The 26,831-nt window shown below is 71.3% G+C and carries 20 protein-coding genes and 1 pseudogene; 14 read left to right on the plus strand and 7 right to left on the minus strand.

Annotated elements, in window-relative coordinates:
• The first annotated feature begins 21 nt into the window (after positions 1 to 21).
• From ACZ7L6_RS03840 to ACZ7L6_RS03850, 3 genes are read left to right on the plus strand one after another with little or no spacing between them, the layout of a single operon-like run.
• A complete protein-coding gene (locus tag ACZ7L6_RS03840; RefSeq protein ID WP_471920333.1) occupies positions 22 to 1,458 on the plus strand; it encodes a S8/S53 family peptidase in 1,437 nt (478 codons plus the stop codon).
• Between the two features lie 59 nt (positions 1,459 to 1,517).
• Positions 1,518 to 2,093: an RNA polymerase sigma factor gene (locus ACZ7L6_RS03845; protein ID WP_471920334.1), complete on the plus strand. Its 576-nt coding sequence runs from the start codon at positions 1,518 to 1,520 to the stop codon at positions 2,091 to 2,093.
• An 8-nt stretch (positions 2,094 to 2,101) separates the two neighbouring features.
• Positions 2,102 to 2,614 (plus strand): hypothetical protein, encoded by a 513-nt coding sequence (locus tag ACZ7L6_RS03850; protein ID WP_471920604.1) that lies wholly within the window; start codon positions 2,102 to 2,104, stop codon positions 2,612 to 2,614.
• Positions 2,615 to 2,623: 9 nt separating this feature from the next.
• Here ACZ7L6_RS03850 and ACZ7L6_RS03855 read toward each other — a convergent pair whose 3' ends face one another.
• A complete protein-coding gene (locus tag ACZ7L6_RS03855; protein ID WP_471920335.1) occupies positions 2,624 to 3,421 on the minus strand; it encodes an N-formylglutamate amidohydrolase in 798 nt (265 codons plus the stop codon).
• A 48-nt stretch (positions 3,422 to 3,469) separates the two neighbouring features.
• Between ACZ7L6_RS03855 and ACZ7L6_RS03860 the strand changes: the two genes are divergently transcribed.
• A complete protein-coding gene (locus ACZ7L6_RS03860) occupies positions 3,470 to 3,799 on the plus strand; it encodes a DUF5713 family protein (protein ID WP_471920336.1) in 330 nt (109 codons plus the stop codon).
• A complete protein-coding gene (locus ACZ7L6_RS03865) occupies positions 3,796 to 4,911 on the plus strand; it encodes a DNA glycosylase AlkZ-like family protein (protein ID WP_471920337.1) in 1,116 nt (371 codons plus the stop codon). The genes ACZ7L6_RS03860 and ACZ7L6_RS03865 overlap by 4 nt, the downstream gene beginning before the upstream one ends.
• A 68-nt stretch (positions 4,912 to 4,979) precedes the next feature.
• Here ACZ7L6_RS03865 and ACZ7L6_RS03870 read toward each other — a convergent pair whose 3' ends face one another.
• Complete coding sequence (locus ACZ7L6_RS03870; protein ID WP_471920338.1) at positions 4,980 to 7,199, minus strand: NADP-dependent isocitrate dehydrogenase; 2,220 nt, start codon at positions 7,197 to 7,199, stop codon at positions 4,980 to 4,982.
• A gap of 259 nt (positions 7,200 to 7,458) precedes the next feature.
• On the opposite strand from ACZ7L6_RS03870, the gene ACZ7L6_RS03875 reads away from it, so the two are divergent.
• On the plus strand, positions 7,459 to 9,024 hold the full coding sequence (locus tag ACZ7L6_RS03875; RefSeq protein WP_471920339.1) for a M1 family metallopeptidase: 1,566 nt from the start codon (positions 7,459 to 7,461) through the stop codon (positions 9,022 to 9,024).
• A gap of 15 nt (positions 9,025 to 9,039) precedes the next feature.
• On the opposite strand, the gene ACZ7L6_RS03880 is transcribed toward ACZ7L6_RS03875, so the two are convergent.
• From ACZ7L6_RS03880 to ACZ7L6_RS03890, 3 genes are all read right to left on the minus strand, one after another.
• Positions 9,040 to 10,137, minus strand: coding sequence for a mechanosensitive ion channel family protein (locus ACZ7L6_RS03880; protein WP_471920340.1), 1,098 nt, complete (start codon positions 10,135 to 10,137; stop codon positions 9,040 to 9,042).
• Positions 10,138 to 10,552: 415 nt separating this feature from the next.
• Positions 10,553 to 11,317, minus strand: coding sequence for a crotonase/enoyl-CoA hydratase family protein (locus tag ACZ7L6_RS03885; protein WP_471920341.1), 765 nt, complete (start codon positions 11,315 to 11,317; stop codon positions 10,553 to 10,555).
• 60 nt (positions 11,318 to 11,377) lie between these two features.
• The gene (locus tag ACZ7L6_RS03890; protein WP_471920342.1) at positions 11,378 to 12,343 is read right to left on the minus strand and encodes a lysylphosphatidylglycerol synthase transmembrane domain-containing protein; all 966 of its coding nucleotides are present in this window, start codon (positions 12,341 to 12,343) and stop codon (positions 11,378 to 11,380) included.
• Positions 12,344 to 12,493: 150 nt separating this feature from the next.
• Between ACZ7L6_RS03890 and ACZ7L6_RS03895 the strand changes: the two genes are divergently transcribed.
• From ACZ7L6_RS03895 to ACZ7L6_RS03915, 5 genes and pseudogenes are all read left to right on the plus strand, one after another.
• Complete coding sequence (locus ACZ7L6_RS03895; protein ID WP_471920605.1) at positions 12,494 to 14,410, plus strand: ABC transporter ATP-binding protein; 1,917 nt, start codon at positions 12,494 to 12,496, stop codon at positions 14,408 to 14,410.
• Positions 14,411 to 14,500: 90 nt separating this feature from the next.
• Positions 14,501 to 18,415, plus strand: coding sequence for a glycoside hydrolase family 2 TIM barrel-domain containing protein (locus ACZ7L6_RS03900; RefSeq protein WP_471920343.1), 3,915 nt, complete (start codon positions 14,501 to 14,503; stop codon positions 18,413 to 18,415).
• Positions 18,416 to 18,525: 110 nt separating this feature from the next.
• Complete coding sequence (gene panD / locus ACZ7L6_RS03905; protein WP_471920344.1) at positions 18,526 to 18,948, plus strand: aspartate 1-decarboxylase; 423 nt, start codon at positions 18,526 to 18,528, stop codon at positions 18,946 to 18,948.
• Positions 18,949 to 19,027: 79 nt separating this feature from the next.
• Positions 19,028 to 19,372: a GNAT family N-acetyltransferase gene (locus ACZ7L6_RS03910; protein WP_471920345.1), complete on the plus strand. Its 345-nt coding sequence runs from the start codon at positions 19,028 to 19,030 to the stop codon at positions 19,370 to 19,372.
• Positions 19,372 to 20,009, plus strand: a pseudogene (locus tag ACZ7L6_RS03915) (aspartate/glutamate racemase family protein). The gene ACZ7L6_RS03910 and the pseudogene ACZ7L6_RS03915 overlap by 1 nt, the downstream one beginning before the upstream one ends.
• Before the next feature lie 512 nt (positions 20,010 to 20,521).
• Here ACZ7L6_RS03915 and gndA read toward each other — a convergent pair.
• Entirely contained in the window at positions 20,522 to 21,961 is a 1,440-nt protein-coding gene (gndA, locus tag ACZ7L6_RS03920) for an NADP-dependent phosphogluconate dehydrogenase (protein WP_471920346.1), read from the minus strand.
• A gap of 364 nt (positions 21,962 to 22,325) precedes the next feature.
• Here gndA and ACZ7L6_RS03925 point away from each other — a divergent pair, with 364 nt between their 5' ends.
• Positions 22,326 to 23,513 (plus strand): transglycosylase family protein, encoded by a 1,188-nt coding sequence (locus ACZ7L6_RS03925; RefSeq protein ID WP_471920347.1) that lies wholly within the window; start codon positions 22,326 to 22,328, stop codon positions 23,511 to 23,513.
• On the opposite strand, the gene ACZ7L6_RS03930 is transcribed toward ACZ7L6_RS03925, so the two are convergent.
• On the minus strand, positions 23,503 to 24,648 hold the full coding sequence (locus tag ACZ7L6_RS03930; protein ID WP_471920348.1) for a DMT family transporter: 1,146 nt from the start codon (positions 24,646 to 24,648) through the stop codon (positions 23,503 to 23,505). The genes ACZ7L6_RS03925 and ACZ7L6_RS03930 overlap by 11 nt on opposite strands.
• A 210-nt stretch (positions 24,649 to 24,858) precedes the next feature.
• Here ACZ7L6_RS03930 and ACZ7L6_RS03935 point away from each other — a divergent pair, with 210 nt between their 5' ends.
• Positions 24,859 to 25,596: a (2Fe-2S)-binding protein gene (locus tag ACZ7L6_RS03935; RefSeq protein WP_471920349.1), complete on the plus strand. Its 738-nt coding sequence runs from the start codon at positions 24,859 to 24,861 to the stop codon at positions 25,594 to 25,596.
• Positions 25,597 to 25,637: 41 nt separating this feature from the next.
• The gene (gene glgA, locus ACZ7L6_RS03940; RefSeq protein WP_471920350.1) at positions 25,638 to 26,798 is read left to right on the plus strand and encodes a glycogen synthase; all 1,161 of its coding nucleotides are present in this window, start codon (positions 25,638 to 25,640) and stop codon (positions 26,796 to 26,798) included.
• Positions 26,799 to 26,831 lie beyond the last annotated feature (33 nt).

Below are 26,831 nucleotides of genomic sequence, written 5' to 3' on the forward strand. Positions count from 1 at the left end.
GCCTCAGGGGGAGGACACGCCATGGCACCACAGCGCTTCCGTGAGCAGTTCGAGCAGATCCAGCGCACCATGCCCGACGTACCGCTCGCGATGGGACCGGACGACTCCGCCGAGTTCATCTACGAGAAGGGCTACGTGCTGGTCCGCGACGGCGAGGACGCCGCCCTCGTCGAGGACACCGTCCGGGCCCACTTCACCGCCGAACCGGACCTGGTGCAGGACCACGTGCGCCGCGCGAGCCCGCAGACCAACCGCTCGGGCATCACCCGCATCCAGGTCGGCGACCCCGGCGAGGGCGACCGGGGCGGCGACCGTCCCGTCGCACACGCGCTGCGCGCCCTGCGGGAGACGGAGGGCCGGGCCGGCCGCCGGCTGGTCAGCCGCAACCACCTGGTGTCGATCGCGGTCAACTCCTGTCCCGGCGACGAGCCCGTGCCGGTCGCGCAGGCCGAGGGGCTCAACCCCGCGGTGGCCGAGGGTGCCTACGACGCGGAGACCGCCGTCGGCGTCCTCGTCATCGACACCGGCCTCATGCACGACTTCCGGTCCGCGCCGCTGCTCGCCCACACCGACGGCGACGCGCAGCTCAAGGAGTGCGACGACCAGGGCGTCCTCCAGCAGTACGTCGGCCACGGCACGTTCATCGCCGGGCTCGTCGCCGCCGTCGCCCCCAACACGAACGTCACGGTCCGCAACTCCCTGAACGACGCGGGCGCCATCCTGGAGTCCGAGTTCGGCGAGAAGCTCTTCGAGGCCGTCGACGCGGGCGGCTGGCCCGACATCCTCAGCCTCTCCGCCGGCACCTCCAACGGCCGCACCGACGGACTGCTCGGCATCGAGGCCTTCATGCAGGAGCTGCGCGAGCAGCGCACCCTGCTCGTCGCGGCGGCCGGCAACAACGGCAGCGCCACGCCCTTCTGGCCCGCCGCCTACGCCGACCTGCCCGAATACCAGGACGCCGTGCTCTCGGTCGGCGCGCTGCGCAGCGACGGCGAGTTCGGCGCCTGCTTCAGCAACCACGGCGCCTGGGTGAAGGCGTACGCGCCCGGCGAGCGGCTCACCAGCGTCCTCACCGGCTTCGACGCGCCCGTGCCGTACATCTACCAGCACTCCACCTACGACGCCTGCCGCTACGGCTTCGGCTACTCCTGCACCTGCCAGTCCCCGCGCCACACCGGCGTGTTGAGCGAGGAGGGCGGCAGTGGTGGCACCAAGCCCGACCAGGTGATGTTCGAAGGGTTCGCGCACTGGAGCGGCACCTCGTTCGCCACGCCCGTCGTCGCCGGGATGATCGCCGCGCACATGACCGCGCAGCAGGAGTCCGACCCGCGTGTCGCCCGGTACAAGATGCTCGCGGCGAACTCCGGGTACGCGGAGGTGCGCGGGGCGCACGTGCCGGCACTCCGCCCCCCGACCTGGCGCCCTGTCCCCGTCATGCAGCCGGCTCCTCGGTCATGAGGGTCGGAACCGTCCCCTCCGCGGCGTACGATGACTTGCCGTACACGAGGGGTGGGGCTGTGGACCGAGCAGATGTCGGCGCGCTGGTCCAGTCCGCCGTTGACGGCGACGCGGCGGCCTGGAAGGCGCTCGTGGAGGGGCTGAGCCCACTGGTGTGGTCCGTCGTGCGCGCGCACCGGCTCAACGACGCCGACGCCCACGAGGTGTACCAGACCGTCTGGTTCCGCTTCGCCCAGCACCTCGGGCGCATCCGTGAACCCGAGAAGGCCGGGTCCTGGCTCGCGAGCACCGCACGGCACGAGTGTCTGAAGGTGCTCAAGAGCTTAAGGCGACTGACCGTGACGAGCGATCCCCAGCTGCTCGACCGGGTCAGCGAGGACCGTACGCCCGAGCAGTCGCTCCTGGACTCGGAGGAGGCGGCCATCGAGTCCGAACGCATCCGCTGGATGTGGCAGGAGTTCGAGGAACTCGGCGAGCGCTGCCGCCAGTTGCTGCGCGTCCTGATGGCCTCGCCACCGCCCAGCTACCAGGAGGTGTCCGCCGCACTGGGCATCGCCGTGGGCAGCATCGGACCGCTGCGCCAGCGCTGTCTGCGCCGCCTGAGGGCCCGACTCGACGCACGGGGAGCGCTGTGAACGACGACATGCACGACGAAGTGACGGGCGAGCAGCCCCTCGGTGATGACGGGCCTCTCGGTGACGACGGGCCTCTCGGTAACGACGGGTTCGACGTCGAGTTGCTGGAGGAGGAACTCCGGCAGGCCGCCGCCATTCTGGACCCCGTGCCGGTCCAGCTGCGGCAGATCGCCGTCGAGGCGTTCGCGCTGCACGATCTCGACGCCCGTATCGCGGAGTTGACGTTCGACTCGGTCGTGGACGCCATTCCGGTCAGGGGAGCGACGGACGTACCGCGGATGCTGACCTTCCGCGCAGGCGAGGTGACCGTCGACGTGGAGGTGACCGCGCAGGGGCTGATGGGGCAGGTGCTGCCCCCGCAGCAGGCGCGGATCGAGGTGCTCGGCGGCCCGCAGACGACCACCCCGGTCGTGGCCGACGACATGGGCCGCTTCACCAGCGACGCACCGCCCAGCGGCCCCTTCGCCCTGCGGCTGCGAACCGGCGGGGAGGTCGTGGTGACGGAGTGGCTGCGGGCCTGAGCCGTCGGGTCAGCGTGCGGCGGCGTCCACCAGCGCCGCCAACGCCTGCGCGAGCCGGGTGAGTCCGGGACCGGCCGGACCGCCCGGCTCCGTCATGTACGTGTCCCTGCGGATCTCGATCATCAGGGCGCTGACGCGGGGCTCGCTGCCGTAGAACTCCAGCGGCACATACGTACCGCTGAACGGACTGTCGAGCCCCGTCTCCCCGCACACGGCGAACGCCTCCCGGGCCGCGGCGAGCAGATCCGGCGGCGTGTGGAAGGAGTCGGTGCCCAGGCAGATCGGCGGCCTCGGGCCTTCGCCGTGCAGTTCGTAGGGGAGTGGGGCGGTCGGATAGGAGTGGACGTCGATGATCACGGCCCGACCCGCGACGGCGAGCCGCTCGGCCACGGCGTCCGTCATGGCCTGCGCGTACGGCCGGAAGTACCGCTCGACGAGCGGCTCGGGGTCGCTTTCCGCGGGCCGCAGCGGCTCCTTGTGCGTGGTCCGCGTGTACACGGCCCCCATGCCCACGGCGAGCATCTCCTCCCGCTCGTCCGGGAACCGCTCCGGATCGACGACCAGGCGGGACAGCCGGTTGACGAACCGCCACGGCGTGATCTCCGCAGCCTCGGCCGCCGCCTCCGCGAGCTCCGCCGTGTGCGCGTCCACGATGTGGTCCAGCTCTCGCTCCAACGCGCGGTCGTCCAGCACGATCCCCGCGCGCACCTCGGGCGGTACCTCCCGCGCCGAGTGCGGCACATGCAGGATCACCGGCGATCCCTCCGCGCCGGGGAGCAACTCGAACGACGGTACGGCGGAGGTCATGTGGGCTGCTCCCGGGGCGTTGTCAGTGGTGTGGTGCACCATCACAGCATGAACATCAGCAACCGGCAGGTGACCGCACATCCGTTCCTCAAGGCGCTTTACGAGGACGGCTATTACCCCGACCCTGCGGTGGACCGGGGCAAGGGGATACTGCTGCGGCTGTGCGAGCGCATCGAGGCGGAGCGGCCCGCGGACCTTGCCGCGCTGTACGTCCTGACCCAGGCCGCCACCGACGAGTTCAACGACCTGCAGGACGACGACTTCGACATCGAGACCGTGGCCCGCGAGGAGATAGCCGAGGACTTCTGGTTCGTGGCCAACGCCTACGGCTTCGCGGACGCGGATGTGGAGGAACTGATCGCTACAAGGGACTGGTGACACAGGTGACCGTGCACGAGCTCTCCCGGACCGACGCCCGCCGCATCGCCGTGCGCGCCCAACTGCTGGACGCCTCGAAGCCGACCGGGCTGCTGGAGGTCGTACGGCACCTGACGTTGCTGCAGATCGACCCGACCGCCGCCATCGCGCCCAACGCCGACCTTGTGGCATGGAGCCGGCTCGGGTCTTCCGGGTACGCACCGGCCGACCTGACCGCCGCCCTGGCCGGCCGGACGCTGCTGGAGCTGCAGGCGATGATCCGGCCCGCCGAGGATCTCGCGCTGTACCGCGCCGAGATGGCCGAGTGGCCGGAGCGGGGGACGCCGTCGTCCTGGCGCGAGTATCACCGCAAGTGGGTCGGCGCCAACGATGCCTGCCGCCGGGACATCCTCGACCGGCTCGGCGCCGCAGGGCCGTTGCCCTCCCGCGAGCTTCCCGACACCTGCGAGCTGCCGTGGAAGTCCAGCGGCTGGACCAACAACCGCAATGTCACCAAGCTGCTGGAGCTCATGGTGCAGCGCGGTGAGGTCGCTGTCGCGGGACGCAGTGGCGGGGACCGGCTGTGGGACCTGGCCGAGCGCGTCTACCCCGACGTCCCCGCGGTCCCCGTCGCGGAGGCACTGCGCCTCCGGGACGAGCGACGGCTGCGGGCGTTGGGCATCGCCCGCGCGCGGGGGCCGGAGTGCCAGGTCGAGCCGGCGGACGTGGGGGAGGCCGGTGAGCCGGCCGTCGTCGAGGGGGTGCGGGGTGAGTGGCGTGTCGATCCGGCCCAGGTGGGGCAGCCGTTCGCGGGGCGGGCCGCTCTGCTGTCGCCCTTCGACCGGCTGATCCACGACCGGAAGCGGACCACCGAACTCTTCGGCTTCGACTATCAGTTGGAGATGTACAAGCCGGCCGCCAAGCGCCGCTGGGGATACTTCGCACTGCCGATCCTGTACGGCGACCAACTGGTGGGCAAGCTCGACGCCACCGCCGACCGCAAGTCGGGGGTGCTGCGGGTGAACGCCGTCCACGAGGATGTGCCGTTCACGAAGACCATGAATGAGGAGATCTGCGGGGAGACCGAGGATCTGGCCCGGTGGCTGGGGGTGGAGCTCGTGCTGTCCGGCTGAGCGGGCGGACACGACTGCGCCCCGGCCGACGTGGTGTCGGCCGGGGCGCAGCCTGGGAGCGGGGTGCGTCAGCTCAGGGACGCGAGCGCCTCGTTCCAGGTGGCCGACGGGCGCATGACCGCGGCGGCCTTGGCCGGGTCGGGCTGGTAGTAGCCACCGATGTCGGCCGGCTGGCCCTGCACGGCGTTCAGCTCGTCGACGATCTTCTGCTCGTTGGCGGTGAGCGTCTCGGCGAGCGGCGCGAAGGCCTTCGCCAGGTCCGCGTCGTCGGTCTGCTTGGCCAGCTCCTGCGCCCAGTACAGGGACAGGTAGAAGTGGCTGCCGCGGTTGTCGATGCCGCCGACGCGACGGGTGGGGGACTTGTCCTCGTTGAGGAAGGTCGCCGTGGCGCGGTCGAGGGTGTCCGCGAGGACCTTCGCGCGGGTGTTGCCGGTGGCGGTCGCGTACTGCTCCAGCGACGGCACCAGCGCGAAGAACTCACCGAGGGAGTCCCATCGCAGGTAGTTCTCCTTGACCAGCTGCTGGACGTGCTTCGGCGCGGAGCCGCCGGCGCCCGTCTCGAACAGGCCGCCGCCCGCCATCAGCGGGACGACCGACAGCATCTTGGCGCTGGTGCCCAGCTCCAGGATCGGGAAGAGGTCCGTCAGGTAGTCGCGCAGCACGTTGCCGGTCGCCGAGATGGTGTTCTCGCCGCGGCGGATGCGCTCCACCGACAGCTTGGTGGCCTCGACCGGCGCGAGGATCCGGATGTCCAGGCCCTCGGTGTCGTGCTCCTGCAGGTACGCGTTGACCTTGGAGATCAGCTGAGCGTCGTGGGCGCGGTTCTCGTCCAGCCAGAACACCGCCGGGTCCCCGGTGGCGCGGGCGCGGGTGACGGCCAGCTTGACCCAGTCGCGGATCGGCGCGTCCTTGGTCTGGCAGGCGCGGAAGATGTCGCCCTCGGAGACCGGCTGCTCGATCACGACGTTGCCGGCCTGGTCGACCAGGCGGACCGTGCCGGCCTTGGCGATCTCGAAGGTCTTGTCGTGGGAGCCGTACTCCTCGGCCTTCTGCGCCATGAGGCCGACGTTCGGGACCGAGCCCATCGTCGACGGGTCGTAGGCGCCGTTGGCGCGGCAGTCCTCGATCACGGCCTGGTAGACACCGGCGTAGGAGGAGTCCGGCAGCACCGCGAGGGTGTCGGCCTCCTGGCCGTCCGGGCCCCACATGTGGCCGGAGGTGCGGATCATGGCCGGCATCGAGGCGTCGACGATCACGTCGGACGGCACGTGCAGGTTGGTGATGCCCTTGTCGGAGTCGACCATCGCCAGGGCGGGACCCTCGGCGAGCTCCGCGTCGAAGGACGCCTTGATCTCGGCGCCGTTCGGCAGCGCGTCCAGGCCCTTGAGGATGCCGCCCAGACCGTCGTTCGGGGACAGACCGGCGGCGGCGAGGGCCGCGCCGTACTGCTCGAAGGTCTTCGGGAAGAAGGCGCGCACCACGTGGCCGAAGACGATCGGGTCGGAGACCTTCATCATCGTGGCCTTGAGGTGCACGGAGAACAGGACGCCCTCCTCCTTGGCGCGGGCGACCTGCGCCTTGAGGAAGTCGTTCAGCGCGGCGACGCGCATCACGGAGGCGTCGACGACCTCGCCCTCGAGGACCGGTACGGACTCGCGCAGGACGGTCGTGGAGCCGTCCTCGGCGACCAGCTCGATCTTCAGCGAGCCGGCCTCGGAGATCACGACGGACTTCTCGGTGGAGCGGAAGTCGTTCTGGCCCATGGTCGCCACGTTCGTCTTGGACTCGGCGGTCCAGGCGCCCATGCGGTGCGGGTGGGTCTTGGCGTAGTTCTTGACCGAGGCGGGGGCGCGGCGGTCGGAGTTGCCCTCACGCAGGACCGGGTTCACGGCGGAGCCCTTGACCTTGTCGTAGCGGGCCTGGATCTCCCGCTCCTCGTCGGTCTTCGGGTCGTCCGGGTAGTTCGGCAGCGCGTAGCCCTGCGCCTGCAGCTCGGCGATCGCGGCCTTCAGCTGCGGGATCGACGCCGAGATGTTCGGCAGCTTGATGATGTTGGCCTCGGGCGTCTTGGCCAGTTCGCCCAGCTCGTGCAGGGCGTCCGGGATGCGCTGGTCCTCGGTCAGGTACTCCGGGAACACCGCGATGATGCGGCCGGCCAGCGAGATGTCCCGCGTCTGAACGGCGACACCCGCCTGCGAGGCGTATGCCTGGACCACCGGCAGGAAGGAATACGTCGCCAGGGCCGGGGCCTCGTCAGTGTGCGTATAGATGATGGTCGAGTCAGTCACCGGGTGCTCCGCTCCACGTCTGCAACATTGCTCGACATCAAGATATCTCGTGATCGACCTCGGCTCGACAGGGGTCCGCCCACCGGCGCGGGATACGGGCCGGGATCTCGGATCCGCGCAAAAGGACGAGACCCCGGATCCGCGCAAACGGATGCATCGCCTCCGTGCAACCTGATCGCCCGATCACACAGTCATGTAGGGAGATCACCGATTCGGCGGCCGGTCCTGACCACCCGGCCCGCCCCAGCGAAAGCGGACCATGAGATATCGCACCCGAGTGACGGCCCCCGCGGCCGCCCTCATCGGAACCGCGGCGGCCCTGACCACCGCGCCCTCAGCCCACGCCACGCCGACGCACACGGGGACGTCGGCCCCCAAGACCTCCGGCAGCCCGGGCCCCGAGACCCTCGGCGACACCGTCTACCCGGCCCTCGGCAACGACGGCTACCGCGTCGCGGCCTACCACCTCGACTTCTCCTACGACGCCACGACCCGCCTCGTCGACGCCACCGCCACCCTGAAGATCCGCACCACCCAGGCCCTGACCCGCTTCTCCCTCGACTCCCTCGGCCTCGACATCCGCTCCGTCCGCGTCGGCGGCCGTGCGGCGACGTTCGAGCAGGTGGAGGAGAAGCTGCGCATAACGCCCGCACGGCCCCTGCCCGCCAAGTGCGCGGTCACCGTCCGCGTCGAGTACTCGGCGGACCCGCGCCGTATTCCGCAGCCGCACACCGGCTGGGTCGACACGCTGGACGGGTTCGCAGCCTGCTGCCAGCCGAACCTGGCCCACACCGTCTTCCCCTGCAACGACCACCCCTCCGACAAGGCCGACTTCACGTTCCGCATAACCGTCCCCGGCGGCCTGCGCGGCGTGGCCACCGGCCTGCTCGAACGCACCGAGAGCCTCTCCGGCGGCCGTACGGCGTACACGTACCGCTCCCGCGAGCCCATGGCCACCGAACTGGTGCAGATCACGGTCGGCGACTACGTGATCAAGGACAGGCAGGGCCCGCACGGCCTCCCGCTGCGCGACGTCGTCCCGGTCGCGCGCGCCGAGGCACTGGAACCGGCGCTCGCGCTGACGCCGAAGCTGGTGGAGTGGATCGAGGCACGGCTCGGGGCCTACCCCTTCGAGACGTACGGCCTGCTGCCCTGCAACTCCGACGCCCCGAACGCCTTCGACTTCACCGGCCTGGAGACCCAGACCCTCACCATCTACAAGCCGAACTATCTGCTCCAGGCGGAGCCGAAGATCGGCTCGCACATGATGCACGAGCTGGTCCACTCCTACTTCGGCAACAGCGTCAGCCCCGCCTCCTGGGCCGACCTGTGGATCAACGAGGGCCACGCCGACTTCTACGGGCTGCTGTACCGCTACGAACGCGGCTGGCCGGACTCCCTGGGGCTGACCACCCTGGAAGCCCGGATGAAGAACACCTACGCCCAGGGCGACCAGTGGCGGCGCGACTCGGGGCCGGTCGCCGCGCCCAACGCGGCCAACCTCTTCGACGGCCAGCGCTACCTCGGCGGCGTGCTGGTCCTGTACGCACTGCGCAACCTCGTCGGCGAGAGCGCCTTCAACGCCCTCGAGCGCGCCTTCCTCGACCGGTACCGCAACTCCTCGGCGTCGACGGCCGACTACATCGCCGTCGCCTCGGAGGTCACCGGCCAGGACCTGTCCGGGTTCCTTCGGGACTGGCTGTACGGCACGAAGACGCCGCGGATGCCCGGGCACCCGGACTGGACGGTCAACCCGGTGAAGCCGTCACTCGTCACGCCGCGCCGCCGCAAGGGTGGCCACCACGACAACTCGGCCACCCTCTAGGCGTGTTCGGGTAGGTCAGTCGAGGCGGACGGGGGCCACCACCTCGTCCGCCTCTTCGGAGACGCGCTGCTGCGGTATCGCCACCGTCCCCTGCTGGATGGCCACCGTCCGCGTGGGCGCCGGGATGCGGATGCCCTCCTGGCGGTAGCGCTTGTGCAGGCGCTTGATGAACTCGTGCTTGATCCGGTACTGGTCGCTGAACTCGCCGACACCGAGGATGACGGTGAAGCCGATCCGGGAGTCGCCGAAGGTGTGGAAGCGGATGATCGGCTCGTGGTCCGGGAGGGCGCCCTCGACCTCGGTCATCACCTCGCCGATGACCTCGTTCGTCACCCGCTCCACGTGGTCCAGGTCGCTGTCGTAGGCGACGCCGACCTGGACCAGGATCGTCAGCTCCTGCTCGGGACGCATGAAGTTGGTCATGTTCGTCTTCGCGAGCTCCCCGTTGGGGATGACGATCAGGTTGTTGGAGAGCGCGCGCACGGTCGTCTGGCGCCAGTTGATGTCCTCGACGTAGCCCTCCTCGCCGCTGGCCAGACGGATGTAGTCACCGGGCTGGACGGTCTTGGAGGCGAGGATGTGGATGCCCGCGAAGAGGTTGGCGAGCGTGTCCTGAAGCGCGAGCGCGACCGCCAGACCGCCGACACCCAGGGCGGTGAGCAGCGGCGCTATGGAGATGCCCAGCGTCTGCAGGACCACCAGGAAGCCGATGGCCAGGACCAGGATCCGGGTGATGTTGACGAAGATCGTGGCGGAGCCGGCGACGCCGGGTCGGGACTGGGTGACCGTGCGCATCAGCGCGGCGACCCCGCGGGCGGCCGCCAGCGTCACCACGAAGATGAGCAGCACGGTCAGGATCTGGTTGACGTTGTGCTGGACCGTCTTCGTCAGCGGCAGGGCCGCGCCCGCGGAGGCCGCGCCGCCGAGGAAGGCCGCCCACGGAACCACGGTCCGCAGTACGTCCACGATGAGGTCGTCGCCGCTCCAGCGGGTGCGGTCGGCGTGCTTGCCCAGCCAGCGCAGCAGCATCCGCAGCAGGAAGGCCGCCAGCAGCCCCGCCGCCAGCGCTATCCCGGCGATCACCAGGTCGTCCACAGTGAGCGCCCGCTTCACCGATCACCTCCGGGGGCGAGAGCTGCGGCGAATTTCCTCGCCGACGGCCGGATGTGAAGTCTCGTCACGTTGTCACCTGCTCGAATTCCGCGATGTGCCGTCGCGCCGGTCACCCCGTCCCCCGTGACCGGCGCGAGGGCTCATCCTGCCGTATCGGGTACACGTGTTCGCACCAGGATCGTCGGGCGGACGGCCTCATCGCTCGCTTTCGGGCATTCTCTCCCGAACCCGGGGAGGACATGGAGGGCCGAACGGACGCTCTCCGAGGCGCACTCGATGCTCGCGCGCCACCCGAGAGCCGCTGTCCGCCGCGCACGCCCCCGGTGTTGCTCGGCAGAAGTCGATCCCGATGCCGGAGGTGCCGCCGTCGTGGGAGATTGACCGAAGTAGACCGCGCGCAGCGGAGCCCGCGGGCTCACACGTCCCCGAACGAACCGTGCCGCCCCGCCCCGGCGGCGAACCGCGCCGCACCCTCCAGGCTCTCCGCCAGCACCCCCGTCCCATGCCGCAGCTCGCCCCGCAGCGCAGCCTCCTCGTCCAGCCCCTCCTGGCCGAGCACGGACGCACGGTCGGCGCGCAGGCACCCCTGCGGGAACCGCGCGATCTCGGCGGCCAGTTCCTCGGCCTCGGCGCGGGCGCGTCCGGTCGGCACGACGCGGTTGGCGAGCCCCATCGCGTGGGCCTCGCTCGCCGGCACCGGCCGTCCGGTCAGGATCATGTCCAGCGCCCGGCTCGTGCCGATCAGGCGGGGCAGCCGTACCGTGCCCCCGTCGATGAGCGGCACGCCCCAGCGGCGGCAGAACACCCCGAAGACGGCGTCCTCCTCGGCCACCCGCAGATCGCACCACAGCGCCAGCTCCAGGCCACCTGCCACCGCGTGCCCGGCGACCGCGGCGATCACCGGCTTCGACAGCCGCATCCGGGTCGGCCCCATCGGACCGTCCCCCTCCCGCGTGACCTGGTTGCCCCGCTCGCTGCCGAGCGCCTTGAGGTCGGCGCCCGCGCAGAAGGTCCCGCCCTCGCCCCACAGCACCGCCACCCGCGCCTCGTCGTCCGCCTCGAACTCCCTGAAGGCGGCGGCGAGTTCGGCGGCTGTCGGACCGTCGACCGCGTTACGGACCTCGGGGCGGGAGAGGACGACGGTGGTGACGTGTCCCTGGCGCTCGACGCGGACCGGCATGGCGGGGCCTCTTCCTGGGTCGGAAATTCCCTGGGTGGGACCCCGCACGGTACTGAGCCCTCAGATGACCTTCCACCGCACCAGCGCCCCCAACGTCAACGCCCCCGGCAGCAGCGGCAGCCACACCGTGATGATCCGGTACGCCAGCACCACCGCCGTCGCCACCGCCACCGGGCCGCCCGCCGCCACCAGGGCCACGACCAGCGCCGCCTCGACCGAGCCGAGTCCGCCCGGTGTGGGCACCAGGGCCACGGCGACGGTCGCCGCGAGATAGGCGAGCGCCATGTGGGCCGGCGGCACGTCCAGCCCCAGGGCGAGCCCCACCAGGACCAGCCCGGCCGCCTGGAGCACGGGAAAGGCCAGCGAACCGCCCCACAACGCCAGCGCCCGGGACGGGCGGGTGTGCACCGAGCGTGCCTCGCCCAGCGCGGTGCGCAGGAACGACAGCAGGGCGGTGCGCAGCCGGCGTACGAGTGCGAAGACGGCCACGACCGCGACCGCCGCCGCGCCGATGACCATCAGCAGCGGCCCCCCTGCCCCCTCCGGCAGCAGCGGCCCGAGACGCAGTGCGTCGGGGAAGGCGATGAGCAGCGCGGCCAGCAGGCCGACCCGGGCCACGCTCTCGGCGAGCAGATACAGCGCCAGCGCGGCCGAGGAGCGGGCGAGCGGCAGCCCGCACACCGTCATGAAGCGCAGGTTGACCGCGCTGGCGCCCAGCCCGGTGGGCAGCAGGTGGTTGGCCGAGCCCGCCGCGAACTGCGTGACCAGCAGCCGCAGTCTCGGCAGCCGGTCGACCACGGCACCCTGCCGGGTCACCGCCGCCGCGACCCAGGTCAGGCAGGTGGCGCAGGCCGCGGCGAGCAGCCACGGCCACTTGGCCGTCGCCAGATGGCCGATGCCCTCGGCGAGCACCGCCCGGTGCCGCACCGCGACCACGACGACGAGGGCGAGCGGCAGCAGGACCAGTACCTGGCGGATCGGGACGCGCCGGAGCAGGCGTCCCGTGGCGAGTCGTACGGCTGTCACATCCGGAGAGGTTCTCCGCGCCGCGACAACGGCGGGTTGCGACAGCACAGACGGCGCCTTACGGACCGGCTGCGGACGGACATCTGTTCCGGTCCACCCGCCGCCCTTGACCTCGATATTGCTTGAGGTTCTACGTTCTCTCCCATGAGCATGGAGACCACAGCCTGGACCCAGCTGCACAGCGTCATGAACGCCGAGCGGGAGCGTCGCCCGTTCGCGCGCGCCACGCTGCGCCGCATCGCCGCCTTCGCCCGCCCGCACCGCCGCAGGATCGCGCTCTTCGTCGTGCTCGGGGTGGTGACCGCGCTGCTCGCCGTCGCGACCCCCGTCCTGGCCGGACACGTCGTCGACGCGATCGTGACGGGCGGCGACGAGAGCACCGTCGTCCGCCTTGCCCTGCTGATCGCCCTGATCGCGGTGGCGGAAGCGGTGCTCGGGATCCTCGCGCGACGTCTGTCGGCGACGCTCGGGGAGGGACTCATCCTCGATCTCCGTACGGCTGTGTTCGATCATGTGCAGCGCATGCCGGTCGCGTTCTTCACACGCACTCGTACGGGAGCGCTCGTCTCCCGTCTCAACAACGACGTCATCGGCGCACAGCGAGCCTTCAGCAACACGCTCTCCGGAGTGGTCAGCAACCTCGTCACGCTGCTGCTCACCCTCGCCGTCATGCTCACCCTGTCCTGGCAGATCACCCTGCTCGCCCTCGTCCTGCTCCCGGTGTTCGTGATCCCGGCCCGGCGCATGGGCCACCGGATGGCCCGGATGCAACGGGAGGCGGCCACGCTCAACGCGGCGATGGGCACCCGGATGACCGAGCGCTTCTCGGCACCCGGCGCCACGCTGGTCAAGCTCTTCGGGCGGCCGGAGGAGGAGTCGGAGGAGTTCGCGGCCCGGGCCGGGCGGGTGGCGGAGATCGGCGTGCGGACGGCCACCGCCCAGTCGGTGTTCATCACCGCGCTCACCCTGGTGTCCGCCCTGGCCCTCGCCCTGGTCTACGGCCTCGGCGGCTGGTTCGCCCTGCGCGGCACGCTGGAGCCGGGCGCCGTCGTCTCGCTGGCGCTGCTCCTGACCCGTATGTACGCGCCGCTCACCGCGCTCGCCGGTGCCCGCGTCGAGGTCATGAGCGCCCTCGTCAGCTTCGAGCGGGTCTTCGAGGTGCTCGACCTCAAGCCGCTGATCGAGGACCGGCCGGACGCGAAGGAGGTCCCCGAGGGCCCGGTGTCGGTGGAGTTCGAGAACGTCCGCTTCGGCTACCCGTCCGCCGACAAGGTCTCCCTCGCCTCCCTGGAGGAGGTCGCGACCCTCGACACGCGCGGCGGCGCCGAGGTGCTGCACGGCATCTCCTTCCGCGCCGAACCCGGGCAGACGATCGCCCTCGTCGGCTCGTCCGGCGCCGGCAAGTCGACCGTGGCCCAGCTGCTGCCGCGGCTGTACGACGTCGACGAGGGCGCCGTACGCGTGGGCGGCGTCGACGTCCGCGACCTGGGCGCCGCGTCCCTGCGCTCCACCCTCGGCATGGTCACCCAGGACGGCCACCTCTTCCACGACACCGTCCGCGCCAACCTGCTCCTTGCCCGCCCCACCGCCACCGAGGCCGAACTCTGGGACGCCCTGCGCCGCTCCCGCCTCGACGAACTCGTACGGTCCCTGCCCGACGGCCTCGACACGGTGGTCGGCGAGCGCGGCTACCGGCTCTCCGGCGGGGAACGCCAGCGCATGACCATCGCCCGGCTGCTGCTGGCCCGCCAGCGTGTCGTCATCCTCGACGAGGCCACCGCCCACCTCGACAACACCTCGGAGGCCGCCGTCCAGGAGGCGCTCGCGGAAGCGCTGGAGGGCAGGACCGCGGTCGTGATCGCCCACCGGCTCTCCACCGTGCGGACGGCGGACCTGATCCTGGTGGTCGAGGCCGGCCGGATCGTCGAACGCGGCACGCACGAGGAGCTGCTGGCGGCCGGAGGACGCTACGCCGAGCTGTACCGGACGCAGTTCGAGCGCCAACTCGCCCCTCAGGAACAAACAAAGACCGACAGCATCATTGCTTCACTTGGGTTCGCATCCTAGGGTTCCGTTCGGTTTACCAACAGCACCGCACAAGATCTGACGCTCCCTCAAGCCGTGCAGCGCAGTGTCGTTGCGAGGAAGGCCATGGTCATGCCGGACACCCCCCTGTCTCCCGCCGGCCCGTCCCGCCCGTTGGGCATGCCGGTCAGCCGCCGCCGTCTCCTGGAGGGGGGAGCCGCCCTGCTGGGCGCGCTCGCCGTCTCCGGATCGTCCGCCACGGTGCACGCGGCCGACGGGCCCGGAGCGGCGGCCGGCACCCCGGAGTGGAACGGCAACATCAGCCTCTTCCAGGTCGGCGCCGAGCCCCCGCACACCACGCTGATGCCGTACGCGGACGTCAGACAGGCGCTGGCCGCCGACCGCACCCGCTCGCCGTACCGGCTGAGCCTGGACGGCACATGGAAGTTCGCCTACGCCGAACGCCCCGACGCCCGGAACGACGACTTCTACCGCACCGACGTCGACGACCGCGACTGGGACACCATCCCCGTCCCCTCGGCGTGGCAACTGCACGGCCATGACCGCCCGATCTACATCAACATCACCTACCCCTGGTGGGGTCCCAACGGCCTCGGCGAAGAGGCACAGCCGCCGGCCGCCCCCACCCGCTACAACCCCGTGGGCCAGTACCGCCGCACCTTCACCGTCCCGCGCGACTGGGCGGGACGGCGGACGTTCCTCCACTTCGAGGGGGTGAAGTCCGCCCATTACGTGTGGATCAACGGGGAGATGGTCGGCTACCACGAGGACTCCTACGACCCCGCCGAGTACGACATCACCGCGCACCTCAAGCCGGGCACCAACCAGATCGCGGTCGAGGTCTACCGCTACTCCGACGGCGACTGGCTGGAGGACCAGGACATGATCCGGCTGAGCGGCATCTTCCGCTCGGTCTACCTGTACTCCACGCCGGCCGTGCACCTGCGCGACTTCCGGCTCGACACCCCGCTCAGCGACGACTACCGATCAGCCGAGCTGTCCGTCACCGCAAACCTGCGGGACTACGGCGGGCACGGGGGCGGCCGGTACTCCGTCGAGACCCAGCTGTACGACGTGACCGGGCACCCGGTGTGGACCAGACCGCTGCAGCAGACCGTCGCGCTCGAGGCCGGCGCCGAACAGACCGTGCAGGCCGCGAAGGCCGTGCCCCAGCCGCGTCTGTGGTCGGCCGAACACCCGTACCTCTACACCGCCGTGCTCCGCCTGCGTGACCCGGCGGGCAAGGTGATCGAGACCCTTTCCCACCGGGTCGGCCTGCGCGAGTTCGCGCTCAAGGACGGGCTGATGCGGATCAACGGCAAGCCCGTCTCCTTCCGGGGCACCAACCGGCACGAGATGCACCCGGTCCACGGCTCGGCCCTCACCCGCGCGGACATGGTCCAGGACATCGAGATCATCAAGCGGCTCAACATCAACAGCGTCCGCACCTCCCACTACCCCAACAACCCGCTCTGGCTGGAACTCGCCGACGAGTACGGCCTGTACCTCGTGGACGAGACCAACCTCGAGACCCACGGCATCCGCGGCGAGTACCCCGGCAACCACGCCGAGTGGACCGAGGCGTGCGTGGCCCGCGCCCGGAACATGGTCCACCGCGACAAGAACCACGCGTCCGTCGTCATCTGGTCGCTCGGCAACGAGGCGGGCGGCGGCAGCACCTTCAACGCCATGCACGACTGGATCCGCTCCTACGACACCACCCGCGTCATCCAGTACGAGGGCGACGACCGCCCGGGCATCAGCGACATCCGCTCCGAGATGTACGACAGCCCCTCCCGCGTCGAAGCGCGCGCGAAGGACGGCAACGACACCCGGCCGTACGTGATGATCGAGTACTCCCACGGGATGGGGAACTCCAACGGCAACTTCAGGAAGTACTGGGACCTCGTCCGCCGCTACGACGTGCTGCAGGGCGGCTGGATCTGGGACTTCGTCGACCAGGCGCTGAGCTGGCCCACCCCGACGCGCAAGCAGTTCACCGAGTCCGGGCCCGCCGCACTGCGCGGTGAGATCCTCGCGCCCAGCGGCACGTTCAGCCGCGACAAGGGTGTCTCGGGCGGCACCGTCTTCGCCCGCGACGCACGTCTCGACCTCACCGGATCCCTCACCCTGGAGGCCTGGGTCACCCCGCACGTGACCGGCTACCACCAGCCGATCCTCGCCAAGGGCGACACCCAGTACGCCCTGAAGCAGACGAACCGGAACCTGGAGTTCTTCATCTACGGCGGCGGCCAGTGGATCACCGCCAGTTGGGCGCTGCCGGACGACTGGACCGGCCACGAACACCATGTCGCGGGCGTCTTCGACGCGGAGGCGGGCACGCTGACCCTCCACGTCGACGGCGAGGTGCGGGCCACCCGCACCACCCCCCGGCGCCCCGCCGACAACACCGCGTCCCTGGCCCTGGCGACCGACGTCGACAATCCCACCCGGGAGTTCAGCGGCACCATCCGGCGAGCCCGGGTGTACGCCCGCGCCCTGAGCGCCGCCGAACTGGCCTCCGAGGGACGCGGACCCCGCGACGACGGCGTACGGTTCTGGTTCGACGCCGAAACCGTCGACTTCACCGAGAAGCGATCGCGCGACAGGACGTTCCTGGCCTACGGCGGCGACTGGGCCGACAACCCCAACGACGGGGCCTTCTCCGGGGACGGCATCATCACCGCCGACCGTGGCCTCACCGGCAAGTCCGCCGAGGTGAAGCAGATCTACCAGGCGATCAATGCGGCCCCGGCCTCGGGCGCCTCGCTGGCCCCCGGTGCGGCGGTCACCCTCACCAACGAGTACCTCTTCACCAACCTCCGTGAGTTCGACGGACGCTGGGAACTCGTCCGGGACGGAAAAGCGGTCCAGCGCGGCAGGCTGAGCCGGGCGCAGCTGGACCTGGCGCCACTGTCGAGCAAGGACGTCACCGTGCCCTTCGAGGTTCCGGACGCCCCGGCGCCGGGCGCGGAGTACTTCCTGCAGCTGTCCTTCACCACCCGGGAGTCCACGAAGTGGGCGAAGGCCGGATTCGAAGTGGCCAAGCAGCAGCTCGCCGTCGACGCCGGCAGCCCCGCCGTGACACCGGTGCCACTGGCAACCGTCCCGGCGCTGAGCCACACCGACACCGACGGGGCGGTCACCGTCACCGGCAAGGGCTTCTCCGTCACCGTCGACAAGAAGACCGGCGTCATCACCTCGTACAAGGCCGGCGACGCCCAGCTGATCTCCTCCGGACCCGCCCCGAACTTCTGGCGCGCCCCCACCGACAACGACCGCGGCAACGGCCAGCACATCCGCAACCAGACCTGGCGCGACGCCGGCACCCACCGCAAGGTGACGGACGTCGCCACCCGCGCCCTGCGGGACAAGGCCGTCGAGATCAAGGTCAGCGGCACACTGCCGACGACCACCGAATCGACGTACACCACCACCTACACGGTGTTCGGCAACGGCGAGATCAAGGTCGTCAACACCCTGCACCCGGGCGCGGCCTCGCTGCCGTACATCCCGGAGGTGGGCACGCTGCTGTTGCTGCCCGCACGCCTGGAGAACCTGCGCTACTACGGCCGCGGCCCCGAGGAGAACCACTGGGACCGCAACAACGCCACCGACGTGGGCCTGTACTCCGGGACCGTCACCGGCCAGCGGACTTCGTACCTGCGGCCCCAGGAGAGCGGCAACAAGACCGACGTCCGCTGGATCGCCCTCACCGGCCGCGACGGCACCGGCCTGCTCGTCTCCGGCGAACCCCTGCTGGAGGTGAACGCCTCGCACTTCACGCCGGAGGACCTGTCGGTCGGCGCCCGCCACGACTACCAGCTGACCCCGAGGGAGGAGGTCGTGCTCCGTGTGAGCCACCGGCAGATGGGCGTGGGCGGCGACGACAGCTGGGGCGCCCACACGCACGACGAGTACAAGCTGTTCGCGAACCGCGACTACTCCTACACCTACCGGCTGCGTCCCCTGCGGGATGTCGACGAGGCGATGGCGGTCTCGCGCCGCCCCACCGCCGTGGAGTGACGTGGATCTCGGTGCGGGTCCAGGACGCCGTTTCGTACCCTGGACCCGCCCGTGCACCAAGAGCCCTTGACCTGCCTCGGCAGGCAGGGAGCCGAACACCGGAGCGCTTCATGCTGCGTACGCTCTTCAAGTCCAAGATCCACCGCGCCACCGTCACCCAGGCCGACCTGCACTACGTGGGATCGGTGACCATCGACGCGGACCTGCTCGACGCCGCCGACCTGCTGCCCGGCGAGCTCGTCCACATCGTGGACATCACCAACGGCGCCCGCCTGGAGACCTACGTCATCGAGGGCGAGCGCGGCTCGGGGGTCATCGGGATCAACGGTGCCGCCGCCCATCTCGTCCACCCCGGCGACCTGGTGATCATCATCAGCTACGCTCAGATGACCGACGCCGAGGCGCGGGAGTTCCAGCCGCGGGTCGTGCACGTGGACGGCGCCAACCGCATCGTGGCCCTGGGCGCCGACCCGTCCGAGCCGGTGCCGGGTTCCGACCAGGAGCGCAGCCCCCAGGCCGTGCCGACGGCCTGACCGCGCCCGGGCCCGGCCCCGCGACACGAACCGCGCCCGGCCCCGGACCTGCAACACAAGACGGACCAGGGAGCGTGCCATGAGCGAGACAGAGATCCGCGACGACCGGGCGGCGGGCCGCCTGGAGGCCCTCCAGGGCGGCGAAGTCGTCGGCCACATCGAGTACTTCGTCCTCGAATCCCCGGCACGCGCCCTCGTCCCCGTCCACACCATCGTGGAACCGGCTCACGAGGGGAAGGGCATCGCGGGCTCCCTGGCACGCGAGCTGTACAACATGGCGGCGCGCGAGGGAGTCGTCGTCGCGCCGCTGTGCCCGTACGTCGTGAAGTGGGCCGAGCGCCACCCCGCCGAGGCCCCGGCGGCCGCTCCCGGGCTGCTGGAGGCGGCCACGGACTGGCTGCGGGCGCACCCCGGCCGGTTCTGATGCTCGCCCTCCTGCACACCTCGCCCCTGCACATCCCGGTCTTCGACGCGCTGCGCGACGAGGACACCCGGGTCGCGGCCTACGGCACTTCGTCGACGAGGACCTGCTGAGCCGGGCCCGCCGCGAAGGAGCAGAAGCCGTCACGGACGACATCCGCAAGACCCTGCACCGGGCCGTCGCCGAGGGGGCGCGGGCGGTGCTGTGCACCTGCTCGACCATCGGCGGTGTCGCGGAGGCGGCCGCCGCCGAGGCCGGGGTGCCGGTGCTGCGCGTCGACCGCCCCATGGCGGCGGCAGCGGTGGCCGCGGGTGCCCGGGTCGTCGTCCTCGCCACGGTCGAGAGCACCCTCGGGCCGACGGCGACCCTGATCGAGGAGGAGGCGGACCGCGCCGGGCGCCCCGTCGACGTACGGACCCGCCTGGTCGAGGGTGCCTTCGCCCGTTTCGAGGCGGGCGACGCGCAGGGCTGCGCACGGCTGGTGGCCTCCGCCGCCGACGAGGTCACCGACGCCGACGTCATCGTCCTCGCCCAGGCCTCCATGGCCCCGGCCCAGCAGCTCACGACGACCTCGGTCCCGGTGCTGTCCAGCCCGCGGCCGGGGCTTGGGGCCGCGGCGGAGGCGACGCGGCCCGCTTAGGTCCGGCCACGGGATGGGCCCACCTGGACGCCCGCAGTGACGCGGGTGAGTGACTGGTGGCGCCGCCGTCGGGTACGCGGGGGAGTAGTCCAGAGCCGACCTGCACCGATTGGCTGGAGGACGCCATGACGAACCCGTATCCGGACCGCGTCCCTGCGGACCCGGCCCCGGGCCCGGACCCTCAGCACCCGGAGCCCCACCCGGTCCCGCCCCCGGAGCCACCCCCGACGCCCGAGCCGCCCCCCACCCCGGTCCCCCCGCCACCCGCCCCGACACCGCCCCCACCCTCACCCCCGACTCCCCCCGCACCCCCACAGCCCCCGTCCCCGATCCCCCCGGGCCCGGAACCGGTACCGAACCCGGAGCCAGGGCCCCCACTGACCTGAGCGGGGAAACGAAAGCGGTGGGCGGCTGAAAGCACCGCCCACCGCAACGCCCCTGAGGGGCGCGGGGGACTGCGTGACCAGCCCCCACACACACGCACTCGCGAGACGACCGACCCGTCCGAGCTCCTAGGCGGACACCTCCGACCGATCCCCACCCCACAACGTGTGGAACGACCCCTCCCGGTCCACCCTCCGGTACGTGTGCGCCCCGAAGAAGTCCCGCTGCCCCTGCGTAAGCGCCGCAGGCAACCGCTCGGCACGCAACGCGTCGTAGTACGCGAGCGCCGCCGCGAAGCCCGGCGTGGGCACCCCCTGCCGCGTCGCCGCGATGATCACCTCACGCCAGTCGTCCTGCGCATCGGCGATCTCCTGCGCGAACGTCTCGTCCGACAGCAGACTCGGCAGATCGGCCCGCGCGTCGTACGCGGCCCGGATCCGGTCCAGGAAGGCGGCCCGGATGATGCACCCGCCGCGCCAGATCGCGGAGACCGCGCCCAGGTCGATGTCCCAGTCGTACTCCTCGCGGGCGGCCGCGATCTCGTGGAAACCCTGCGTGTACGACACGATCTTCGACGCGTACAGCGCCTGCTCGACACGGTCGGCGAACGCCCCCGCCTCCGCCTCGCTCAGCGGCGACGCCTTGGGGCCGGCCAGCCCGCGGGACGCGTCCCGCAGCGCCGCGTGCCCGGACAGCGACCGCGCGAAGACGGCCTCGGCGATGCCCGACACCGGCACGCCCAGGTCGAGCGCGATCTGCACGGTCCACCGCCCCGTGCCCTTCTGCTCCGCCTGGTCGACCACCACGTCCACGAACGGCTTGCCCGTCGCCGCGTCCACGTGGGACAGCACCTCGGCCGTGATCTCGATCAGGTAGGAGTCCAGCCGGCCCGTGTTCCAGGTCCGGAAGATCTCCGCGATCTGCGCGGGCTCATAGCCGGCGACATCCCGCAGCAGCTGGTACGCCTCGCCGATGAGCTGCATGTCGGCGTACTCGATGCCGTTGTGCACCATCTTCACGAAGTGCCCGGCACCGTCCGGACCGACGTGCGTCACACAGGGCGCCCCGTCCGCCGCCTTCGCCGAGATCTTCTCCAGCATCGGGCCCAGTGAGTCGTACGACTCCTTCGGGCCGCCGGGCATGATGCTCGGCCCGTGCAGCGCGCCCTCCTCGCCGCCGGAGACGCCCATGCCGACGAAGTGGATGCCCTGTTCGCGCAGGTCCCGCTCGCGGCGCCGGGTGTCGGCGAAGTGCGCGTTGCCGCCGTCGATGATCATGTCACCGGGCTCGAGGAGCGGCGCGAACTCCTGGATCACCGCGTCGGTCGGCTCACCGGCCTTCACCATGATGACGAGCCGCCGCGGGCGCTCCAGCGCCGCCACGAACTCCTTGGCGGTCTCGGCCGCGATGAACTCGCCCTCGCCGCCGAACTCCTCCACCAGCGCGCGGGTGCGCGCGGGGGTCCGGTTGTGCACGGCGACCGTATAGCCGTTGCGGGCGAAGTTGCGGGCGAGGTTGCGGCCCATGACCGCGAGACCCGTGACGCCGATCTGCGCCGAACTGCTCATGCGTTGGCTCCTAGTGACCTCGATATATCAGCGGTGCCGGTCATGCCCGCCAGTATTGCCCCATCGTCCATCCTGACGTGCCGGTTCTCCGGCCGCACATCCGGGGTGGCGCGATGTCGCAGGCAGATACGCACGGAAGGCCCCGCCGCACTCAGCCCTCCCGAACGCCGTTCCGAGCGCCGTCCCGAACGCCGTGCCGAACGCCCCTCCGACCTCCGCCCCGAGCACCGTTGCTGACTCCGGGCAACGTGCGCCGATTCCTCGCCACTTGGCGTGAACAGACGACTGAATTGCCGTCTTGTCATGGCCTGTTCGCAGCGCTTACTTTTGCCCCTCCTGACGCATGTCCATGGGGGGCTCCGACATGGCCGCACGCGGCCGGCACCGCCGGTACCAGCCGAACAGGATCAACCGCGCCTCGCTCACCGTCACCGCGGGCGGCGCCGGAATGGCGCTCCCGCTCATCGGCACCGGCGCCGCGCAGGCGGCCGACGTGGACACCTGGAACAAGGTCGCCGCATGCGAGTCGACCAGCAGGTGGCACGTCAACACCGGCAACGGCTACTACGGCGGGCTGCAGTTCGCCCAGTCGACCTGGGAGGCGTACGGCGGCACGCGGTACGCGGCGCGCGCGGATCTGGCCACCAAGGACCAGCAGATCGCCATAGCGGAGAAGGTGCTGGACGGACAGGGCCCCGGCGCCTGGCCGGTGTGCTCGGTGCGGGCCGGGCTGAGCCGCGGCGGGGACGCGCCCGACGTACAGCCCGCCGGCGCCACCGGCAGGACCCCGGTCGGCAAGCCCCCGGTCAGGAAGACCTCGGTCCAGGACGTCCAGCCGCAGACCACACCCCAGTCACGGGCGGGCACGGCCGAGATGTACACCGTCGTCCACGGCGACACGCTCTCCGGAATCGCCGAGCGGCAGCAGGTCAAGGGCGGTTGGCAGGGCCTGTACGCCGCGAACCGGAAGACCGTCGGAGCGGACCCCGACCTGATCCTGCCGGGGCAGCGGCTCGCACTGCGCGGCAAGTCCACCGCGACGACGACCCGCACGAAGCCGGCCCCCAAGCCCGCGCCGGAGAGAACCTCGCCGAAGACCTCTCCGAAGACCTCTTCGGACCGGCAGGAGCAGGCCACGACGAGCAGCCGCTCGCTGGTCGCCCCGGTGAGCTCCGGCACCGGCACCCCGTACCGCAAGGCCGGTTCCTCCTGGTCGAAGGGCTACCACACGGGCGTCGACTTCCCGGTCCCGACGGGTACCTCCGTGAAGGCCGTCGGGGCGGGTCAGGTGGTCAGCGCCGGGTGGGAGGGCTCCTTCGGCTACCAGGTGGTGATCCGGCACGCCGACGGCCGCTACTCCCAGTACGCCCATCTCTCGGCGATCTCCGTGAAGGCCGGGCAGTCGGTGGGTGCCGGGCAGCGCATCGGCCGCTCCGGGTCCACGGGCAACAGCACGGGCCCGCATCTGCACTTCGAGGTGCGGACGGGGCCCGGCTTCGGCTCGGACATCGACCCGGTCGCCTATCTCCGGGCCGGTGGCGTCAGGATTTGATCCGCGTACGGTGCCGGTCGAGGACCGGCATCGGGACGTACGGGCCGCCGTAGAAGGGGCCGTAGAGGTTCGCGGGCTCGCTGTCGGGATGCGACGGCTCCGTGTCCTCGTACCCGCTCTCCGCGATCTGTGCCGGTATGAGGATGTCCTCGATCCTGTCCGGTACGAGGAGCTCCTCGCGCGGCATTCCCGCGGTCTGCTCCGGAAGGCCGTCGAGCAGTGCCTCGGCGCCCACCGCGGCCACGTCCGCCTCGGGCACGGCCGCGACCGCTTCCTCGGGCCGGGCCGTCCCGGTCTCCGCCTCCGTGCGCGCGATCCGCTCCGTCGTCAGCAGGATCAGGCCGCCCGCCGCCACCACACCACAGCCCAGGGCGAGCACGGTGCCGGTGGTGCCGTACCGGAAGGTTTCTCCGAACATCGTGATGCCGACCGCGGCCGCCACCACCGGGTTCACGACCGTCAGCGTGGCCAGCGGTGCCGCGAGGCCCGCACCCCGGTAGGCGGCCTGGGACAGCAGCAGACCGGCGGTGGCGAAGACGCCGATCGTCGCCAGGGACGGCAGATCGGCGACCGACACCCCGCCGTTCCAGTCGACCGCGACGATCTTCGTGAACACCGACGACATGCCGAAGGCTATGCCGGACCCCGTCGCGAGCAGCATGCTGCGCACCGCGGGGTGCCGGTGGGCGGCCCGGCCCGCGATCATGAGGGCCACGACCATGCCGCCGGTCACCAGGGCCACGCCCACCCGCTCCGCCGTGCCCAGCGACTGCGACTCGGAGGTGCCGACCAGGGACAGCAGCCCGGCGAGACCCACGGTCGCCATGATCGCGCCCCGCCACGCCGTCGACCCGGCCTTGCGGCCCACGAAGAGCGCCGCCATCGGCAGCGCGAACACGATCGTCAGGGCGCCGAGCGGCTGCACCAGGCTCAGCGGACCGAAGGCCAGCGCCACGACGTGCAGCAGCCCACCGAGGCCGTTCAGCGCGACCGCCGCCCACCAGCCCGGCCGGCGCATCGGCGCGAACTGCTGTCCCGGGGAGGACACCGCGACACGCTCCTGCACGATCGCCCCGCCCGCGTACGCGACCGCGGAGACGAGCGACAGGAGCACGGACAACGCGAGGGCGCTCATGAGCTGCTCCTCTGCGTGAGGCGGGGGTGGTGGCCCCTGCGCGGCGAACGGTCGGCTGTCATAACCAACACGATGCCGCGAAATGTTCTTCCCGTCGTCGTACCAGAGCACCGACCGTGTCGTACTGCCGATGGAGTACGAGGAGGTCCGCCTCATCCTCAGGGCGGGTGACCCCGGGTGGAGACCCCCAGGTGAGAACCCCGAGGGGCCTTGGTACTACTGCTCTTCGTGGACCTCGACCCTGATCTCGCCGCGCTGCGGTCACTCGGCGGCTTCTTCGTACTGCACACACCAGGGGAAGCACGTCGGCCACTTCCGACCCTGGCGGAGGCGTACGCGACCGGAGACTCCCTGGCCTTCCGCGTGCAGAAGGTCGCGCACGCCCTGCGCGCCCCCGAGCCGCGGATCGCCGCCTCCGTGGCCCAGCAGGGACTCGCGGCCCGTCTGTGGTCGGTGACGCTCGGCTGCGCCGCCTTCTACGGCCGGATCCCCGACCTCGACCCGCGTCTGCTGCACTGGGACCCCGACGCCGCCGCCCCCGACGACCTGTACCTCACAGAAGTGCGCCCGCTGGCCGCGGACCCGGCGACCTTCGCGGACGCCGTCCTGCACGGCCACCTGGAACCCCTGACCGCCGCCCTGCGCGCCCGGTACCGCGTCGCGGAAGGCCTGTTGTGGGGCAACGCGGCATCGGCCCTGGCGGGCGCCGCCCGGCAACTGGACCAGTGGGCGCGCGCGAACGGCCGTACGGCCGCCGCCGCGAAGGCCCGCGTCCTGACCGCGGAACTCCTCGCCCACCCCCTCCTCGCCGGCACCGGCACCCTCACCGGAAGCGCCTTCCGGCGCCGCAGCTGCTGCCTCTACTACCGCGTGCCCGGCGGGGGCGTGTGCGGTGACTGTTGCTTCACACGAGCCCCGCGCTCTTCCCCACGCGCCCCATCTGGGTGACCATGAAAGGGCAACCAGCCGCTGAGAACAGGGGGTTCCGGGTGCGTGTGGGACTGCTGACCCGGGAGTACCCGCCGGATGTGTACGGCGGCGCGGGCGTCCATGTCGAGTTCCTGGCCCGGGAGTTGAGGGACCTCGTCGACCTCGAGGTGCACTGCTGGGGCGAGGGCCGCGCGGTGGGCGTGGTGCGCCACCGCCCCTGGTCCGCGCTGGACACCTCCAACGACGCACTGCGCACCTTCTCCGTGGACCTCGCCATGGCCGCGGGTCTGGAAGGGCGCGAACTCGTCCACTCCCACACCTGGTACGCCAACCTCGCCGGCCACCTCGGCAAGCTGCTGTACGGCATCCCTCACGTGATGACCGCGCACTCCCTGGAGCCCCTGCGCCCCTGGAAGGCCGAGCAACTCGGCGGCGGATACGCCCTGTCCAGCTGGGCCGAGCGCACCGCGATCGAGGCCGCCGACGCGGTGATCGCCGTCTCCGGAGCCATGCGCGAGGACATCCTCGGCTGCTACCCGGCGCTGGACCCGGACCGTGTCCACGTCGTGCACAACGGCATCGACACCACCCTGTACCGGCCCGACCACGGAACCGACGTCCTGCGCCGGTTCGGCCTCGACGCCGACCGCCCGTACGTGCTGTTCGTCGGCCGCATCACCCGCCAGAAGGGCGTCCCCCATCTGCTGCGCGCGGTACGGAACATCGACCCGGCCGCGCAGGTCGTGCTGTGTGCGGGCGCCCCCGACACTCCCGAGATCGACCAGGAGTTCCGTGACCTCTACCAGGAGCTGAGCCGCGTCCGCGAGGGCGTGCACTGGATCCCGCAGATGCTGCCGCGTCCGGAAGTGATCCAACTCCTCACGCACGCGGCCGCGTTCGTCTGCCCCTCGGTGTACGAACCCCTCGGCATCGTCAACCTGGAGGCCATGGCCTGCGGAACTCCCGTGGTCGCCTCGCAGGTCGGCGGCATTCCCGAGGTCGTCGACGACGGCAAGACGGGCCTGCTCGTCCCGCTGGACGACGACGTCGAGGCCTTCGAGGCAGGACTCGCGCGGGCGCTGGACTCAGTGATCGGCGACCCGGAGACCGCCCGCCGGATGGGCGAGGCCGGACGGGAGCGCGCGGTGGGGGAGTTCGGCTGGGACACCGTGGCGCGGCGGACTGTCCGGCTCTACGGGGAGATCCTCAAACAGGCTTAGCGCGCACTGCACAGGGGCAGGCTGGGATCAACC

This window comes from Streptomyces sp. NPDC107522, from assembly GCF_055657525.1.